The sequence below is a fragment of the Aromatoleum toluvorans genome, assembly GCF_012910905.1.
In the GTDB taxonomy this organism is placed as follows: Bacteria; Pseudomonadota; Gammaproteobacteria; order Burkholderiales; family Rhodocyclaceae; genus Aromatoleum; species Aromatoleum toluvorans.
Genome location: NZ_WTVN01000004.1, coordinates 94,549 through 111,065, shown reverse-complemented (window position 1 = coordinate 111,065; position 16,517 = coordinate 94,549). Strand labels below are relative to the sequence as shown.

Annotated in this window: 16 protein-coding genes and 1 tRNA gene; 8 read left to right on the top strand and 9 right to left on the bottom strand. The window is 67.4% G+C overall.

What is annotated here, in order from left to right; translation table 11 throughout:
* The first annotated feature begins 9 nt into the window (after nt 1–9).
* The 8 genes from GPA22_RS04495 (at nt 10) to GPA22_RS04460 (ending at nt 6,593) form a co-directional block, all read left to right on the top strand.
* Nucleotides 10–327: a cytochrome C oxidase subunit IV family protein gene (locus GPA22_RS04495; RefSeq protein WP_169254899.1), complete on the top strand. Its 318-nt coding sequence runs from the start codon at nt 10–12 to the stop codon at nt 325–327.
* Entirely contained in the window at nt 324–1,124 is an 801-nt protein-coding gene (locus GPA22_RS04490) for a CbbQ/NirQ/NorQ/GpvN family protein (protein ID WP_169254898.1), read from the top strand. Before GPA22_RS04495 ends, GPA22_RS04490 begins: the two co-directional genes overlap by 4 nt.
* 28 nt (nt 1,125–1,152) lie before the next feature.
* Complete coding sequence (locus GPA22_RS04485) at nt 1,153–1,560, top strand: magnetosome magnetite crystal formation protein family (RefSeq protein WP_169254897.1); 408 nt, start codon at nt 1,153–1,155, stop codon at nt 1,558–1,560.
* Nucleotides 1,561–1,564: 4 nt separating this feature from the next.
* Complete coding sequence (locus GPA22_RS04480; RefSeq protein WP_169254896.1) at nt 1,565–2,605, top strand: 4Fe-4S binding protein; 1,041 nt, start codon at nt 1,565–1,567, stop codon at nt 2,603–2,605.
* A gap of 13 nt (nt 2,606–2,618) precedes the next feature.
* On the top strand, nt 2,619–4,484 hold the full coding sequence (locus tag GPA22_RS04475) for a nitric oxide reductase activation protein NorD (RefSeq protein WP_169254895.1): 1,866 nt from the start codon (nt 2,619–2,621) through the stop codon (nt 4,482–4,484).
* A 4-nt stretch (nt 4,485–4,488) separates the two neighbouring features.
* Nucleotides 4,489–5,241 carry a Crp/Fnr family transcriptional regulator gene (locus tag GPA22_RS04470; protein ID WP_169254894.1) on the top strand — a complete coding sequence of 251 codons (753 nt, stop codon included), beginning with the start codon at nt 4,489–4,491 and terminating at the stop codon, nt 5,239–5,241.
* Between the two features lie 105 nt (nt 5,242–5,346).
* Entirely contained in the window at nt 5,347–6,507 is a 1,161-nt protein-coding gene (locus tag GPA22_RS04465; protein ID WP_169254893.1) for an HD-GYP domain-containing protein, read from the top strand.
* A 10-nt stretch (nt 6,508–6,517) separates the two neighbouring features.
* Nucleotides 6,518–6,593: transfer RNA gene (locus GPA22_RS04460), tRNA-Thr, on the top strand.
* A gap of 181 nt (nt 6,594–6,774) precedes the next feature.
* Here GPA22_RS04460 and GPA22_RS04455 read toward each other — a convergent pair.
* From GPA22_RS04455 to GPA22_RS04415, 9 genes are all read right to left on the bottom strand, one after another.
* Nucleotides 6,775–7,260: an adenosine-specific kinase gene (locus tag GPA22_RS04455; protein ID WP_169254892.1), complete on the bottom strand. Its 486-nt coding sequence runs from the start codon at nt 7,258–7,260 to the stop codon at nt 6,775–6,777.
* A 141-nt stretch (nt 7,261–7,401) separates the two neighbouring features.
* Entirely contained in the window at nt 7,402–8,448 is a 1,047-nt protein-coding gene (locus GPA22_RS04450) for a glucokinase (RefSeq protein WP_169254891.1), read from the bottom strand.
* 26 nt (nt 8,449–8,474) lie between these two features.
* Nucleotides 8,475–10,451 carry an acetoacetate--CoA ligase gene (locus tag GPA22_RS04445; RefSeq protein ID WP_169254890.1) on the bottom strand — a complete coding sequence of 659 codons (1,977 nt, stop codon included), beginning with the start codon at nt 10,449–10,451 and terminating at the stop codon, nt 8,475–8,477.
* Between the two features lie 96 nt (nt 10,452–10,547).
* Complete coding sequence (locus GPA22_RS04440; RefSeq protein WP_169254889.1) at nt 10,548–11,561, bottom strand: fumarylacetoacetate hydrolase family protein; 1,014 nt, start codon at nt 11,559–11,561, stop codon at nt 10,548–10,550.
* Nucleotides 11,558–12,109, bottom strand: a complete 552-nt coding sequence (locus GPA22_RS04435) for a VOC family protein (protein WP_169254888.1) — start codon at nt 12,107–12,109, stop codon at nt 11,558–11,560. The genes GPA22_RS04440 and GPA22_RS04435 overlap by 4 nt, the downstream gene beginning before the upstream one ends.
* A gap of 19 nt (nt 12,110–12,128) precedes the next feature.
* Nucleotides 12,129–12,353: a DUF2783 domain-containing protein gene (locus tag GPA22_RS04430; RefSeq protein WP_169254887.1), complete on the bottom strand. Its 225-nt coding sequence runs from the start codon at nt 12,351–12,353 to the stop codon at nt 12,129–12,131.
* A 14-nt stretch (nt 12,354–12,367) separates the two neighbouring features.
* Nucleotides 12,368–14,035, bottom strand: coding sequence for an FAD-dependent oxidoreductase (locus GPA22_RS04425; RefSeq protein ID WP_169254886.1), 1,668 nt, complete (start codon nt 14,033–14,035; stop codon nt 12,368–12,370).
* 160 nt (nt 14,036–14,195) lie between these two features.
* The gene (locus GPA22_RS04420) at nt 14,196–15,158 is read right to left on the bottom strand and encodes an MBL fold metallo-hydrolase (RefSeq protein ID WP_169254885.1); all 963 of its coding nucleotides are present in this window, start codon (nt 15,156–15,158) and stop codon (nt 14,196–14,198) included.
* A gap of 235 nt (nt 15,159–15,393) precedes the next feature.
* Nucleotides 15,394–16,494, bottom strand: coding sequence for an alkene reductase (locus GPA22_RS04415; protein WP_169254884.1), 1,101 nt, complete (start codon nt 16,492–16,494; stop codon nt 15,394–15,396).
* Nucleotides 16,495–16,517 lie beyond the last annotated feature (23 nt).

The window sequence follows — 16,517 nt, the reverse complement described above, 5'->3', positions numbered from 1 at the left end:
TACGAGACGATGCACAACCAAAGAACTTCCGCCCGGGCGCTTGCGGTGCACCATTCCGATCACGGCACGCCGCGGCGCGCGACGATGATATGGGTGATCCTGATCGCCGCGACCATCGTGACCTGGACCGTCGGCGAAACCGGCGGATCGGGCCCTGCCATCGTCGGCCTGCTGTTCAGCATCGCCTTCGGCAAGGGCGCCATGATCATCCTGGACTACATGGCCCTTCGTCGCGCCCCGCTGATGTGGCCGGTGCTCGCGCTCGGCTGGATGACGCTCGTGTGCTCCCTGATCGGCATTGCCTACTGGAAAGGACTCGGCGCATGAAGCTCGACACGCCCCACCTCGATATCCCCTTCTATCAGTCCGCCGGCGACGAGATCGACGTCTTCGAGCATGCGTGGAAGAACCGCCTGCCGCTGCTGATCAAGGGCCCGACCGGCTGCGGCAAGACGCGCTTCGTCGCGCACATGGCCGCCCGCCTCGGCCTGCCGCTGTACACGGTGGCGTGCCACGACGACCTGACCGCCGCGGACCTCGTCGGCCGCCACCTGATCGGCGACGGCCAGACGGTGTGGTGCGACGGCCCGCTGACGCGCGCCGTGCGCGAGGGCGGCATCTGCTATCTCGACGAGGTCGTCGAGGCGCGCAAGGACACGACCGTCGTGCTGCACCCGCTCGCCGACGACCGCCGCATCCTGCCGATCGACCGCACCGGCGAACTGCTCACCGCACCGCCTTCGTTCATGCTGGTGGTGTCGTACAACCCGGGTTACCAGAACCTGCTGAAGGGCATGAAGCCGTCGACGCGCCAGCGCTTCGTGAGCCTGCGCTTCGACTTTCCCGCGGCCGAGCGCGAGGAGGCGATCCTCGTCGGCGAATCGGGATGCGCGGCGGATCTGGCGAAGCGCCTGGTGTCGATCGCGCATGCGCTGCGCACCCTGAAGGATCAGGACCTGGAGGAGGCTGCGAGTACGCGCCTGCTGGTGTATGCGGCGCTGCTGGTGCGCGACGGCATGGACCCGGTGACCGCATGTCGTGCGGCGATCGTCGAAAGTCTGACGGACGACCCGGAAGTGTCCGACGCGCTGATGGAAGTGGTTTCGGCAACTTTCGGGCGCTGACGCGTCCGGATCGAAGCGGCCTGCGGCCATGCCCGACCAGGAAGCCGATCTCCTCAGGGAACAGATGCCCGGTCCGCGCCTGGCGATCCTTGCGGAGTCGCTGTTCCTCGCGAACCTGCTGGTCGCACCGGGCCTGGCCTTCGTCGTGCTCGTGATCCTGTGGCGCAAGCATCGCGAATCCGCCCCGCTGGTGGTGCGCAATCACCTGCAGCAGACGGTCGTCGCAAGCCTCTACGGCGGCGCGATGCTGCTCGGTGTCAGCATCGCGATCTTCCTGCTGGGCGGCTTCGACGATCCGTGGTCGTGGGTGCTGGGCATCCTCTATTTCGTTTCCTTCCACGCCACGCTGGTGATCTTCGGGGTTATCGGACTGAATCACGCAATGCTCGGCCAGAGCTGGCAGTACCCCTTCATCGGCCCGGATCTGTTCGAGTAAGACCATGAATGCCCCCCTCACCTCCCTGCTTTCGGCGACGCCCGGCGTCGAGGAGAAGCCCGCCCGCCGCGTGATTCCGATCGCCGCGGCGAAACCGATGGGGCACAACCGCACGCAGAAGAAGCGCATCGCGTTCCAGATCGCCTTCTTCACGCTGTTCATCCTTGCGCCGGTGTTCAACATCTTCCGCTACGACCTCGACGCGGGCCACGCCTGGCTGCTGGGGATGGAGTGGCGGCTGGGGATGGACGACTTCCTCGCCGGGCGCATCGGCGCGCTCGAGGCGGGGGCCAACGTGATGTTCCGGCTGTTCGTGCCGATCTTCGTCGGAGCGGGCGTCTTCCTGTGGGTGGCGTGGAAGTGGGGGCGTCTGTACTGCGGCTGGCTGTGCCCGCATTTCTCGGTCGTCGAGACGATCAACAAGCTGATGCAGAAGGCCTCCGGCAAGCCCAGCGTATGGGTCAAGGAGCCGCTGCCGCCGTGGAAGGCGGACGGCACGCCGTGGCGGGCCGACGCGCGCTGGTGGCTGGTCGTCGTGCCTGCGGCGGTGTTCTTCGCCTTCCTGTGGGCGGTCGTGTTCCTGACCTACCTGCTGCCGCCGGCGGAGATCTACGGCAACATCTTCAGCGCGGCGCTCACGCGCAACCAGACGATCTTCCTCACGGCCGGCACCGCGGTGCTGTCGATCGAATTCCTGTTCGCGCGGCACCTCTTCTGCCGCTATGCCTGCGCGGTCGGGCTGTTCCAGAGCCTCGCATGGATGGGTAACCGTAACGCGATGGTCGTCGGCTTCCAGCGCAAACGCGCGGCCGATTGTGCGAGCTGCCTGCCCGACCGCCAGTCGGCCTGCGACGCGGTGTGCCCGATGCGGCTCACGCCACGCAACATCAAGCGCCTGATGTTCACCTGCACGCAGTGCGCGCAGTGCGTCGAGGCGTGCGAACAGAGCCAGCGCGCCAATCCGCAGGGCCCGCTGCTGCAGTGGGTCAGCCACGAGGCCGCGCGCCAGAACGAGGCCGGATTCCGCTCCGCCAAGGAACGCTAGCCAGGACAAGGATATGGAAGAGGCCGTAGGAAAAATCTGGCACCGCCTGATCACCCGCGCCGCCGTCGGCAACCACCCCGACGCGGTCGTGCGGCTGAAGGACATCGAACGCACCGCGGGGGTGTTCTTCCGTGCGCTCGGTGGCGATCCGGGTCTGCGCGTGGCGGCCGCGACCAATGACGAACACGGCGCGCGGCGCGGCCTGCTCGCGCGCATCGCCGGCGCCGGCGAGCGGACCGCGCGGGCGCGCATGGACCCCTCGACGCTGCGGCTGCCGCCCGAGATCGACGCCTTTCCGGAGAAGTCGCTGAACCGGGATCTCTACCTGTGGCTGGCGGCGCTCGCCGCCGCGCACGAAGGTCTCGAAGCCGACGGCGAGGACGAGGCGGACCGCGATTTCCGTCGCAACCAGTTCGCGACCTGCGCCGCGCTGCATACGTGGCCGGGGCTTGCGCCGCGCTACCGGCGGCTGGTCGAGGCTTACCTGCCGAAGCGCCCCAGACCCGAGAAGCTGCCCGCGCAGGAAGCCGAGCGCGAACGCGCGATTCAGCGTGCGCTCGACGCGCCGGGAACCGTGTTCGCGCTTCCCGCCGTGCCGCAAGGCACGCCTTCGGCACACCCCGTGCTGCTGTGGCTGACGGGATCGCTGGCCGCCGCGGGCGGTGTGTCCCGCCGCAGCGGTGCCGACCCGGAGCAGACCGCCGATGGCGGCCCGCCGGCCTTCGAGGAAACCGAGCGCCGCGCCCACCGCGCCGAGCAGGTCGAGATGCCGAAGGAAAAGAACGGCATCATGCTGATGTTCCGCGCCGAAAGCCTGCTCGCGATCGCGGAGTTCCTGCGCATCAACCGCCCGACCGACGACGAACCCGACCCGAATGCCGCCGATGCGGCGCGCGACCTCGACCACCTGTCGCTGTCGCAGGACCAGGAGCGCGTCGCCTCCAAGGTGCGCTTCGATCTCGACCTGCCCTCCGCCGCCGAGGACGACGTCGTGCTCGGCCCCGGCATTCCGCTGCCGGAATGGGATTACCGCAAGGGCGTGCTGCTGGAGGACCACGTACGCCTGGCCGAGCTCGCGGCGCGCGACGCCCAGCCCTGCCCGCTCCCCGAACACCTGCGCCGCACGGCAAAGCGCCTGCACCAGCAGTTCGCGGCGCTGCAACCGGGGCGGCGCTGGATCAAGGCGCAGGTGGACGGCTCCGAACTCGATGTCGACGCGGTCGTGCGCGCCCAGACCGACCGCGCCGTCGGCCGCCACCCCTCGGACCAGCTCTGGCTGTCGCTGGAAAAACGCGAACGCGACCTCGCCTGCATGGTGCTCGCCGACCTGTCCCTGTCGACCGACAGCTGGGTATCCAGCGAAGCGCGCGTCATCGACGTGATCCGCGACGCGCTGCTGCTCTTCGGCGAGGCGCTCGGCGCGACGGGCGACCGCTTCGCGCTGGCGGGATTCTCGTCGGTGAAGCGCAGCCAGGTGCGCTTCCACCGCCTGAAGGACTTCGGCGACCGCTTCGACGACCGCATCCGCGGCCGCATCAGCGCGATCAAGCCCGGCTACTACACGCGCCTCGGCGCGGCGATCCGCCGCTCGAGCCAGATCCTCGCCGCCGAGCCGGCCGCACGCCGTATCCTGCTGATCCTGTCGGACGGCAAGCCCAACGACCTGGATCTCTACGAAGGCCGATACGGCATCGAGGACACGCGCGTCGCCGTCTCCGAGGCGCGCAAGCTGGGCCTCGTGCCCTTCTGCGTGACGATCGACCGCGAGGGCGCGGGCTACCTTCCGCACCTCTTCGGGCCGGCCGGCTACGCGGTGATCCGCAAGCCGGAAGAGCTGCCCGCACGCCTGCCGATGTTCTACGCCCAACTGACGCGGTGACGCCATGCCACTGAGCCAATGCACGCATCCCCCTTCTGCCGCGCCAGCGACGACGCAGCCGGATACCGAGCATCTGTGCCGCCTGCTCGCCCACGTCCCGCTTCTCGAAGGGCTCAACCCCGATGAGCTCGCCCGTTTCGCGCGCGGCGTGCGCGAACAGAACGTCGAGAAGGGCACCGTGCTGTTCCACCGCGGCGACCCCTGCCACGGCTTCCATCTCGTGCTCTGCGGCCAGATCAAGCTCGCCTTCACCTCTGCCGAAGGCCAGGAGAAGGTCATCGAGATCATGCGCCCGGGCCAGAGTTTCGGCGAGGCGGTCATGTTCATGGAAAAGCCGTACTTCGTGATGGCGCAGGCCCTCACGGACAGCCGGCTGCTGCACATCGCCAAGAACGTCGTGTTCGAGGAGATGGACCGCGACCCGACGTTCTGCCGCCGCATCATCGCCGGCCTGTCGGCGCGCCTGCATCACCTCATCGCCGACGTCGAAACCTACTCGCTGCTGTCGGGGCGCGAACGCATCGTCGGCTACCTGCTGCGCGAGGAGGAAAGCAGCGGCGAGCCGGGGCTGTGCGGGCGCGTGTCGATCCGCCTGCCCACCAGCAAGGGCACCATCGCATCGCGCCTCAACCTCACCCAGGAACACTTCTCCCGCATCCTGCACGAGCTCGCCGAGGCGGGCCTGATCGTCGTCGAAGGGCGCACGATTCATATCCCCGACGTCGAGCGGCTGCGCACCACGAGCGCCCGCTACTGACGCGCCGTTAGCGTCGCGCGACGAGCCGCCGGTTCGTGCCGAAAGTACTGGCGGCGCCGCGGACCGTAACTGATAATTGGCTTCCGTTCAACGCACGCGCATACCATGACGGTCACGGACAGCTGGCAGGAATTCGCCGCATCGGCCGCGAGGCAGGCCGGCAACCTGCACGTGGCATCGGTCAGCGACAAGGTGCGCGAACTGCACCGGCGCATCCACGAGCGCTACCCGTCGATCGTCCGCATCGCCGTCGCGCTCCACGACCCGGAGATGCGACGCCTCAAGACCTTCGTCGCCAGCAACGACCCCGGCATCGCCCCCCTCAACGGATACGAGTGCGCGCTCGACAGCGTCCCGTCGCTCCTCGCGATCGCCGAAAGCGGGCAGGCACGCGTGCTGAACGATCTCAGCAAGCTGCCGGCCTCGGATTCGACCCACTCGCGCTGGCTGCACCGTCAGGGCTTCCTGTCCAGCCTCACGCTGCCGATCCGGCAGGACAACCTGCTGCTCGGTTTCCTGTTCTTCGATGCGCACGAACGTGACGTCTTCACCGAGACGGTGGTGGCTGATCTCCTGCTCTACGGCCATCTCATCGGCATGATCGTCACGCAGGAACTCGCCACCGTGAAGATGCTCGTCGGCGGGCTGCGGCTCGCGAGCCAGTTCGCGCACGTGCGCGACCTCGAGACCGGCGCTCATCTGGACCGCATGGCACGCTATGCACGCATCATCGCGCGCGAGATCGGCCCTTCGCACGGCAAGACCGACGACTACGCCGAAAACGTCTTCCTGTTTTCCGCCCTCCACGACATCGGCAAGATCGGCGTACCCGACCGTATCCTGCTGAAACCGGGCAAGCTCGACGACATCGAGCGCGCGGAGATGCGCCAGCACGTCATCGTCGGCCAGCAGATGGCCGACCGGATCATCAACGACTTCGGCCTCGCGTCCCTGTCGAACATCGACATGCTGCGCAACATCGTCATCGCCCACCACGAACGCATGGACGGCAGCGGCTATCCGCACGGCCTGCATGGCGATGCCATCCCGCTTGAAGCGCGCATCGTCGCCACTGCCGACGTTTTCGACGCCCTCGCCTGCGCGCGCAGCTACAAGCCCGCGTGGACGCTCGACAACGCATTCCAGGAAGTCACGCGAATGTCCGGCACCCAGCTCTACGCCCCGACCGTACAGGCCCTGCTGGATTGCCGCACCGAAGTCGAAGCAGTCTATCAGCGCTTTCAGGACGCCGGCGTTAAGCTATAATGCCGCCCGCGCCGGCATAGCTCAGTTGGTAGAGCAACCGCCTTGTAAGCGGTAGGTCATCTGTTCGAGTCAGATTGTCGGCACCAGTGAAATCAGTGCGTTAGCCCGGTCAGCCTGATCGGGCTTTTTGCTTTACGGGGTCACGCGGCCTACGAATGCATCGGTTGCACTCCACGATCTCGACGTTCGCAGGGCCGGCCGCGGTCCATTTCCGGAAGTCGACACCGACGAGCCACCGACGCACGGCGCTCGCGATGTGCCCCCCGTTCAAAGCTTGTAGCCGATCTGCCGCAGCAGCTTCTTGCGCGCGTCGATCTTCTGCTCGTCCTCGATCCCGAGCGGCGGCGAGCCGTCCACGACGCCGACGATGCCGCGCCCCTGCCCCGTTTCCGCCAGCAACACCTCGACCGGATTCGACGTTGCGCAGAAGATGCGGCACACCTCGGGCACCTGCTTGATCGCGTTGAGGACGTTGACCGGATAGAAGCCCTCGCCGAGAAAGACGATGAAGCTGTGACCGGCGCCGATCGCTTGCGCATTCGTCTGGGCCAGCAGGACCATCGCGTGGTCCGTGCCCGACCAGCGGATCAGGCGGTCGCCAGACGCCTCGCAGAACGCGAGCCCGAAGCGGATGCCGGGCACTGCACTCACCAGTGCTTCGTGGATGTCCTCGACCGACTTGATGAAGTGCGTCTGCCCGAGAATGAAGTTGATCGGTTCGGGTTTTTCGATCCTGACTGCAATCAGATTCATGGTGTATCGCCCTCCCCACTGCGGGGCCGCGCCATGGCGTCATGCCGGAACGATATCTGTGCGGGCGGCCGTCACCTTCACCATAGCACCCGGCCGGGCCGGCCAACAGGCGGGCGACGTGTCTTCCCCCGCCCGGCTGGCTCAGCGGCGCGGCGCGCCCCGATTCGACCCACCGGTGCCGGCCTGCAGGTGGTGGCCGAGCATCGCCGAGACGCCCTGCAGCGCCGGATACGGCGCGGTGATCAGGTAGGTCGGGATGCACGCCAGGTAATCCGCGAAGCGCCCCTTGGCCTCGAAGCGCGCCCGGAAGGGCGAGCGCAGGAAGAGCTCTCCCAGGCGCGGCACAACGCCGCCACCGATGTATATGCCGCCGACCGCGCCGAGGGTCAGGGCCAGGTTCGACGCGACCGTGCCGAGCATCGCGCAGAAGCAATCGACCACTTCCGCGCACAAGGGATCGCCCGCGAGCGCGCGCGTGACGATGTCGGCCGCACCCGGCGCCGGCACGGCCGCGACGCCGTTGCGCTCGGCGAGCGCGCGGTGGATCAGCTCCAGGCCGGGTCCCGAAACGAAGCGTTCCGATGACACGTGCGGCATGTCTCGCCATGCGTACCGCAGGATGAAGAGTTCACGCTCGTCCGCGGGCGCGAACGTGGTGTGACCGCCTTCGCTGCCGAGGGTGATCCAGCGGTCCTCGGCGGGAATCAGGCCGGATACGCCGAGGCCGGTGCCCGGGCCGATCACGCCGATCACGCCATCCGGAGCAGCCTCGCCGCCGCCCACCTGCACGCGGTCGCCCTCCGCCAGCCACGGCAGCGCCGTCGCCAGCACGGCGAGGTCGTTCACGACGAGCAGCGTGTCGAAGCCCAAGTCCCGGCGAGCCTGCTCGATGGAGAACTGCCAGTCGCGGTTCGTCATCTTGACGTGGTCGCCCCCGATCGGGTTCGCAATCGCGATCGCCGCGTGCCGCGGGCTCGCACCACCTTGTTGCCGCAGGTAGGCCCGGACGACGTCGATGATGCCCGCGTAATCGCCGCAGTGCAGCACTTCGATCGCTTCGACGCGGCCGGGAGCGCGCTCCAGGGCGAAACGCGCATTGGTCGCGCCGATGTCCGCGAGCAGGCGCGGCCCGTCGCCGAATTCCGGCGCGGACTCGCGATTCAGCCCTGCTTGCGCTTCGATCGGCATGTCGACTCCGGTGCCCGCCCCTGCCGCTATTCGCCCAGTTCCGGCCGGTCGCGGAAGAACGCCAGCGCCTCGGGGTTCGCGAGCGCCTCCTGGTTCTTCACCGGCCGCCCATGCACGACGTTGCGCACGGCGAGTTCGACGATCTTGCCGCTCTTGGTGCGCGGAATGTCGGTGACCTGCAGCACTTTCGCCGGAACGTGGCGCGGCGTGGTGTTGTCGCGGATGGTCTGTTTGATGCGCGCGACGAGCGCATCGTCGAGCGCGAGCCCTTCGCGCAGCTTCACGAACAGCACGACGCGCACGTCGTTCGGGTTCTGCGGCGGCCAGTCCTGGCCGATCACGAGCGATTCGACGACTTCCGGCAGTTTCTCGACCTGGCGGTAGATTTCCGCGGTGCCGATGCGCACGCCACCGGGGTTCAGCGTCGCGTCGGAGCGGCCGTGGATGACGAGACCACCGTGCCCGGTGATCTCGCAGAAGTCGCCGTGACACCAGACGTTCGGGAAACGGTCGAAGTAGGCCGCGTGGTACTTCGCGCCGTCGTCGTCGCCCCAGAAGCCGACCGGCATCACCGGGAAAGGCTTGGTGCACACGAGTTCGCCCTTGTCACCACGCAGCGGCCGGCCGTCGTCGTCCCACACGTCGACCGCCATGCCCAGCCCGCGGCTCTGGATTTCGCCGCGCCACACCGGCAGCACCGGCGAGCCGAGGACGAAGCACGAGATGATGTCGGTGCCGCCCGAGATCGACGACAGCTGCAGATCGGCCTTGATGTCGCGATAGACGTAGTCGAAACTTTCCGGCACGAGCGGGCTGCCGGTGCTCATCATCGCGCGCACGGAGGCGAGGCTGTGCGTTGCGCGCGGCTTCAGGCCGAACTTCGCGGCGGCGTCGATGAACTTCGCCGAGGTGCCGAAGTGCGTCATGTGCTCGGCATCGGCGTAGTCGAACAGGATCCCGTTGTCGGACGCGAAGGGGGAGCCGTCGTACAGCAACAGCGTCGCGCCCGCGGCGAGGCCCGAGACGAGCCAGTTCCACATCATCCAGCCACAGGTCGTGAAATAGAACAGGCGGTCGCCCGGCTTCACGTCGGCGTGCAGGCGATGTTCCTTCAGGTGCTGCAGCAGCGCGCCGCCCGCGCAATGCACGATGCACTTCGGCACGCCGGTCGTGCCCGACGAGTACATGATGTAGAGCGGGTGGTCGAAGGGCAGCGGCTCGAAGGCGATGTCGTCGACGAAATGGTAGGGGGCGATGAAGCGCTCCCACATCACCGCGTGGGGGACATCCTTCAGCTCGTGTTCGGCATGCACGTAGGGCACGACGACGACGCGCTTCAGCGAGGGCAGCTGGCGCACGATGTCACCCAGCTTGCCGAGCACGTCGATGGTCTTGCCGCCGTAGGAGTAGCCGTCGCAGGCGACGAGCACCTTCGGCGCGGTCTGGCCGAAGCGGTCGAGCACGCCCTGCACGCCGAAGTCCGGCGACGCCGAGGTGAAGATCGCGCCGATGCTCGCCGCGGCCAGCATCGCGATCACCGTCTCGGGCATGTTCGGCATGTAGGCCGCGACGCGGTCGCCCGGCTGCACGCCCTGCTCGCGCAGCGCGGCGGTGAAGTGCGCGACGGCGCGGTACAGCTCGCCGTGCGTCATGCGGTTCTGCACGCGGTCCTCGCCCCAGAAGACGAGCGCGTCCCTGGCGTCGCGCGAGCGCAGCAGGTTCTGCGCGAAGTTCAGGCGCGCATCGGGAAACCACTTCGCGCCGGGCATCTTGCCGCCGTCGACGAGCACGCACTCGCCGCGCTGGCCGATCACGCCGCCATCCTCCCACACGCTCACCCAGAACTGCTCGGGCGCGGCGACGGACCAGGCGTACAGCGCGTCGTAGTCGGGCAGCGATACGCCCCAGCGCTTTTCGGCGGCCAGGCGGAAGGCGGTGACGTTCGCGGCGGCGATGCGGTCCGCGGAGGGCGTCCAGAGCGGTGCGACGGTGTTGTCGGTCATGTCAGGCTCCATCGTGTCTCGTTGACGAACCAGCTTGTCGTTCCATTCTATCCCCTCGGCATCACGCATGGCAGCGCCTTGCCGTGCTCGCCCGGGTTAGTGGGCGACGGGCGTCGCGACGGTATTTTCGATCCGGCCGAAGATGTTCTTGCCGTGGGCATCGAACATCTCGATGCGCACGGTGTCGCCGTCGCGCATGAATGGCGTCGCGGGCTTGCCCTGCTCGATCGTTTCCCAGGTGCGCACTTCGGCGAGGCAGCAGTAGCCGACGCCGCCGTGCTCGATCGACGAGCCCCACAGATCGCCCGCCTTGTTCGACACGGTGCCGGAGCCGATGATGGAGCCGGCTTCAAGCTCGCGCGTCCTGGCGACGTGGGCGACCAGCTGGCCGAAGTTGAACGTCATGTCGATGCCGGCGTTGGGCTTGCCGAACAGCTTGTCGTTGAGATGCACGACGAGCGGCAGATGCACCTTCGCGTCGCGCCACGCGTCGCCGAGTTCGTCCGGCGTGACCGCGACCGGCGAGAACGCGGAAGCGGGCTTCGACTGGAAGAAGCCGAAGCCCTTGGCGAGTTCGTTCGGGATCAGGCCGCGCAGGCTGACGTCGTTCACCAGCATCACGAGGCGGATCGCCTTCGCGGCCTCTTCGGGCGTCGCACCCATGGGCACGTCGCCGGTCACGACGGTGACTTCGGCCTCGAAGTCGATGCCCCAGCTCTCGTCCGCGACGACCTTGTCGCGCGGGCCGATGAAGCTGTCCGAGCCGCCCTGGTACATCAGCGGGTCGGTGTAGAAGCTCTCCGGCACTTCCGAGTTGCGCGCCTTGCGCACGAGCTCGACGTGGTTGAGGTAGGCCGAGCCGTCCGCCCATTGGTAGGCGCGCGGCAGCGGCGAGTGGCAGACGGCTTCGGCGAACGGCTGCGAATCGACCGCGCCACTGTTGAGCGCTTCATACACCTGGCGCAGTTGCGTTTCGCAGTCGCCCCAGTTGTCCAGTGCGGCCTGCAGCGTGCGGGCGATCGCGGGGACGGCGCGGCAGCGGGCGAGGTCGCGGCTGACGACGACGAGCGTGCCGTCGCGGCCGCCTTGCTTGAGGGTCGCGAGTTTCACTTGAACATCTCCTTGTAGCTGCCGTCGTGCATCCACGCCGCGTGCTTCGGCGCCTTCTTGGTCTGCGCCCACTCTTCGAGCATGTCCCACTTCACCTTGTCGAGCGCTTCGAGCATCTTCGGCGACGCGGTGTTCGCGGCGAGTTCCAGGCGGTGGCCGTTCGGGTCGAAGAAGTAGATCGACTGGAAGAGCGCGTGGTCGGTCGGCCCGATCACGTCGATGCCTTCGGACTCCAGCCGCGCCTTCGTCGCCATCAGCACGTCCAGCGACTCGACCTGCAGCGCGAGGTGCTGCGTCCAGGCCGGCGTGTTGGGATCGCGGCCCATCGTCGGGCGGGTGGGCAGCTCGAAGAAGGCGAGCACGTTGCCCATGCCGGCGTCGAGGAAGATGTGCATGTAGGGATCGGCTTCGCCGGTCGAGGGCACGGCGTCCTCGGCGATCGACAGGATCAGCTTCATGCCGAGGTGCTTTTCGTACCAGTGCGCGGTGGCGAATGCGTCGTGGCAGCGATAGGCCACGTGGTGGATCTTCTGGATCAGTGAGCTCATGTCTGTCTCCGTATCGTTGTCAGACGCCTTCGCGCGCGATGTGCATCGCCTCGCGCAGCACCGAGAGGTCGCCGATGTGGTTCGCGAGCAGCAGGATCAGGCGGGCGTTCACCATCGCGCTCTGCTCGTCGGTGAGCTCGCGGTGCGTTTCGATCAGTGCCTCGTAGAAATCGTCGCCGGACGAGAAGGCGCGGAAGTGGCGCTTGCCGGGTTCGTGCAGGTTCGGTTGCGTGTTGAGGGCCATGGCAGCGGTCTCCATCAGGCGTTGCAGGTCGCGCGGGCCACGGCGACACGCACCTGGGCGACATCCAGCGTGCGCCAGCGGGCGGCGACGTGCTGGTCGGGGCGGACGAGATAGCTCGTGCCTTCGCGCAGGTCGTAGCGTTCGCGCACGCGGCCCTTCGCGTCGATCAGCGTCGCGAGCCCGGCGGGCGCCGTGCCGCGCTCGGCCACGACGATCGCTTCGACCGCGATCGGGGCGTCGATCAGGCTGCGCAGCGCCCGGGCGGTGGCGGCATCGAGGGCGCTCGCATCCGGGATGTAGTGCAGCAGCTGGAAACGGTTGCCGACCGCGCCGAGCAGCCACTGCGTGCCTTCGGTCGTCTGGATCGGAGCGTCGTCGAGCGGCGCGCCGGGGATCATGTTGCCGGCGAAGACTTCCGAATCGGCCGTGTTGAGGCTCGAATCGGCGAGGAAGCTGGGCACCGACAGGCGCCCCGAGTTCACCAGGGCACGGGCGAAGGCGTGGTTCTCGGCGAGGCCCAGCACGGCATTGCGGAAGGTCTTGCTGACCGCGCTCTTCGGCGTGATGAAGTCGGTCGAGCGCGTCGAGTTCATGATGTTCTCGTCGGCAGCGTAGCAGCGCTCTTCCGAGTAGGTGTCGAGCAGCGTCGCGGGTGCCTTGCCGTCCATCACGAGCTTCAGCTTCCACACGAGGTTGTCCGTGTCCTGGATGCCCGAGTTCGCGCCCCGTGCGCCGAAGGGCGAGACCTGGTGCGCCGAGTCGCCGACGAAGAGCACGCGGCCGTGGTTGAAGCGGTTCATGCGCCGGCACTGGAAAGTGTAGACGCTGACCCATTCCAGTTCGAATTCCCGATCGTCACCCAACATCGACTTGATGCGCGGGATGACGTTCTCGGGCTTCTTCTCTTCCTCCGGATCGACGTTCCAGCCGAGCTGGAAGTCGATGCGGAACACGTTGTCGGCCTGGCGGTGTAGCAGCACCGACTGGTTGCGGTGGAACGGCGGGTCGAACCAGAACCAGCGCTCGGTCGGGAAATCCGCCTTCATCACGACGTCGGCGATCAGGAAGCGGTCCATGAAGATCTTGCCGTCGATGTCGAGGCCCAGCATCGTGCGGATCGGGCTGCGCGCGCCGTCGGCGACGATGAGCCAGTCGGCGTGTAGCGTATAGGCGCCGTCCGCGGTCTCGACGCGCAGCGTTGCGCAGTCATCGCGCTGCGTCACGCCGATCACGGTGTTCCTGAAGCGGATCTCGAGGTTCGGCAGCTGGCGCGCACGCTTGATCAGGTCGTCCTCGAGGTAGTACTGCTGCAGGTTGATCATGCCCGGCCGGTGGTGGTCCGGCTCCGGGCACAGGTTGAAGTTGAACACTTCCTCCTCGCGGAAGAAGGTGCGGCCGACGTTCCACGACACGCCCTTCTGCACCATCTCCTCGGCGCAACCGAGGCGATCCAGCACTTCGAGCGTGCGCTTCGCGTAGCACACGCCGCGCGAGCCGATCGACACCGTGTCGTCGTTGTCGAGCAGGAGCACGCGCTGGCCCTGCCGGGCGAGGTCGATCGCGGCGGCGAGGCCGACCGGGCCGGCGCCGACGATCACCACCGGGTAGTGCCCCTCGCGCCCTTCGGCGATCTCGGGCGGGCGGATGTACTCGAACTTCGGGTATTGGAACGTGCTCAGCACGGTGTCTCCTCCGTTTGTTTTCATGGTTCCGGACCAGCCTCTTGGCGTGCGTCGGCCCGGAGTCCTGCGCCCGCGCGGGGCGTGACTCTGATCGGCTGATTGCTCAGCCAGGAAAATCGGGGGGATCGGAGCCGTCAGGAAGCCGACGGCTCCGGCGACGTCATTCCTGCAGCGAATGCCACATCTGCTGGTCGCGCTCGGCGGTCCAGATACGCGGATCGCGGATGCCGCTCGCCTCGTCGTGCGCACGCGTCACGTCGAAGGGCAGGCAGTGCTCGTAGATGAAGACCTGGCCGAACTTCGGGTCCATGTTCTTGCGGGTGTGCGCCATCGTCGCCTTCAGGTCGAAACCCTGCGCGACCGCTTCCTGCGCGCTGCGGTACAGCGTGGAGACGAAATCGCGCGTGTAGGCGAGGCCGGCATCGACCGCCTCGCGCCCGATCAGCGCGGGGCCGCGCCCCGGGACGAGCGTGTCGAATTTCATCGCGGCGAGGTTGTCGAGGGTCTGCGGCCAATCGGCGAGATAGGCGTCGCCGGTGTAGCAGGCGGCGTCGGCTTCGACGAGGTCGCCGGAGAAGCAGATGTTCTGCGACGGCAGATAGACGATGGTGTCGCCCTTCGTGTGGCCGCGGCCGACCTGCTTGATCTTCACTTCGAGCTTGCCCATCCACAGGGTCATCTCGCCCTCGAAGGTCAGCGTCGGCCAGGTGAGGCCCGGCACGCTCTCGACCGCCTGGAAGAGGCGCGGGAAGCGGCCGATCTCGGAATCCATGTCCTGCTGGCCGCGCTCGACGATCAGGTCGTACGTGTCGCGGCTGGCGATGATCTGCTGCAGGCCCTCGTCCTTGTAGCCCGAGGCGCCGAGCACGCGCACGGCGTGGTAGTGCGTCAGCACGACGTACTTGATCGGCTTGTCGGTGATCTCGCGCACCTTGGCGATCACGCCCTGCGCAGCAACGGGGGTCGCGGTCGCGTCGATGATCATCACGCCGTCGTCGCCGATGATCACGCCGGTATTGGGGTCGCCCTCGGCGGTGTAGGCCCAGGCGTTGTCGGAGAGCTTGTCCCAGCTGATCTTCTTTTCCTCGAGGTCGGCCTGCGAGGCGAATTTTTTGGTGGTCATGATTTCTTGGTCTCTGTTGGTGGGGTGGACGATTCGAATCCTAGACAGCAATTCGTCTATCGTCAATCATTTTGCTATTGCTGAATTTCAGAAACCAAAAACCCAGGCCGTCGTCCGCAGCATCAGTCCCGCGCAGGAATGAAAAACGCCCCGCCTGGACCAGCCAGCCGGGGCGCAGGCGGCAGCTTCCGGGAGGAGGCGGAAAGCTGCCGATAACGGTCGTCAGGGAGAACGATCAGGCCGCGACCGTCTCCAGCGTCGGATAGTCGGTGTAGCCTTCCGGTCCGGGCGCGTAGAAGGTCTTCGGGTTCGGCGCGTTGAGCACGGTGTCGTGCTTGAGGCGATGCACGAGGTCGGGGTTCGCGATGTACAGGCGACCGAAAGCCACGGCGTCCGCTCTGCCCGACTCGACCGCTTCGATCGCCATCGCGCGGTCGTAGCCGTTGTTCGCGATGTAGGTCCCCTGAAAGGCCTTGCGTGCCCAGGCGAAGTCGAAGCCCGGCACGTCGCGCGCACCGCCCGTCGCGCCTTCGACGAAGTGGATGAACGCGATGCCGCGCTTGTTCAGCTCCTCGACGAGGTAGCCGAAGACCGCCTGCGGGTTGCTGTCCGACAGGTCGTTCGCGGGCGTGACCGGCGACAGCCGGATGCCGACACGCCCTGCCCCGATTTCGGCAACCACCGCGTCGATGACTTCGAGCGCAAAGCGCGCGCGATTCTCGACCGAGCCACCGTATTGGTCGGTGCGTTGGTTGGCGCCGTCGCGCAGGAACTGGTCGACCAGATAGCCGTTGGCGCCGTGGATCTCGACGCCGTCGAATCCTGCACGGATCGCGTTCGCGGCGGCGCGCCGGAATTCCTGCACGACGCCCGCGATCTCCTCGACGCTCAGCGCGTGCGGCTCGGGCACGTCCACCTTGCCGTTGCGGGTGTACGCGACAACCTTCGGCCTGACCGCCGAGGGCGCCACCGGCTGGGCCCCGCCGGTCAGGTCCGGATGCGTCACGCGGCCGACATGCCAGATCTGCGCGACGATCTTCGAGCCCGCGGCATGCACGGCCTGGGTGATCGCCTTCCAGCCTTCGACCTGCGCATCGGAATAGATACCCGGCGTCGCCATGTAGCCCTTGCCCACCGGCGAGACCTGCGTGCCTTCGCTGATGATCAGGCCCGCGTTGCTGCGCTGGCGGTAGTACTCGATGTTCATCGCGCTGCCGGGAACGTCGCCGGCCGCCTCGTCGGCGCGGCTGCGCGTCAGGGGCGCCATCACGACGCGGTTGGCGACTTCGATGTCGCCGATGCGGGCGGGCTGGAAAAGCTTGCGGGTGTCGGTCATGGGTCGGTTTCCTTCGTGGATTG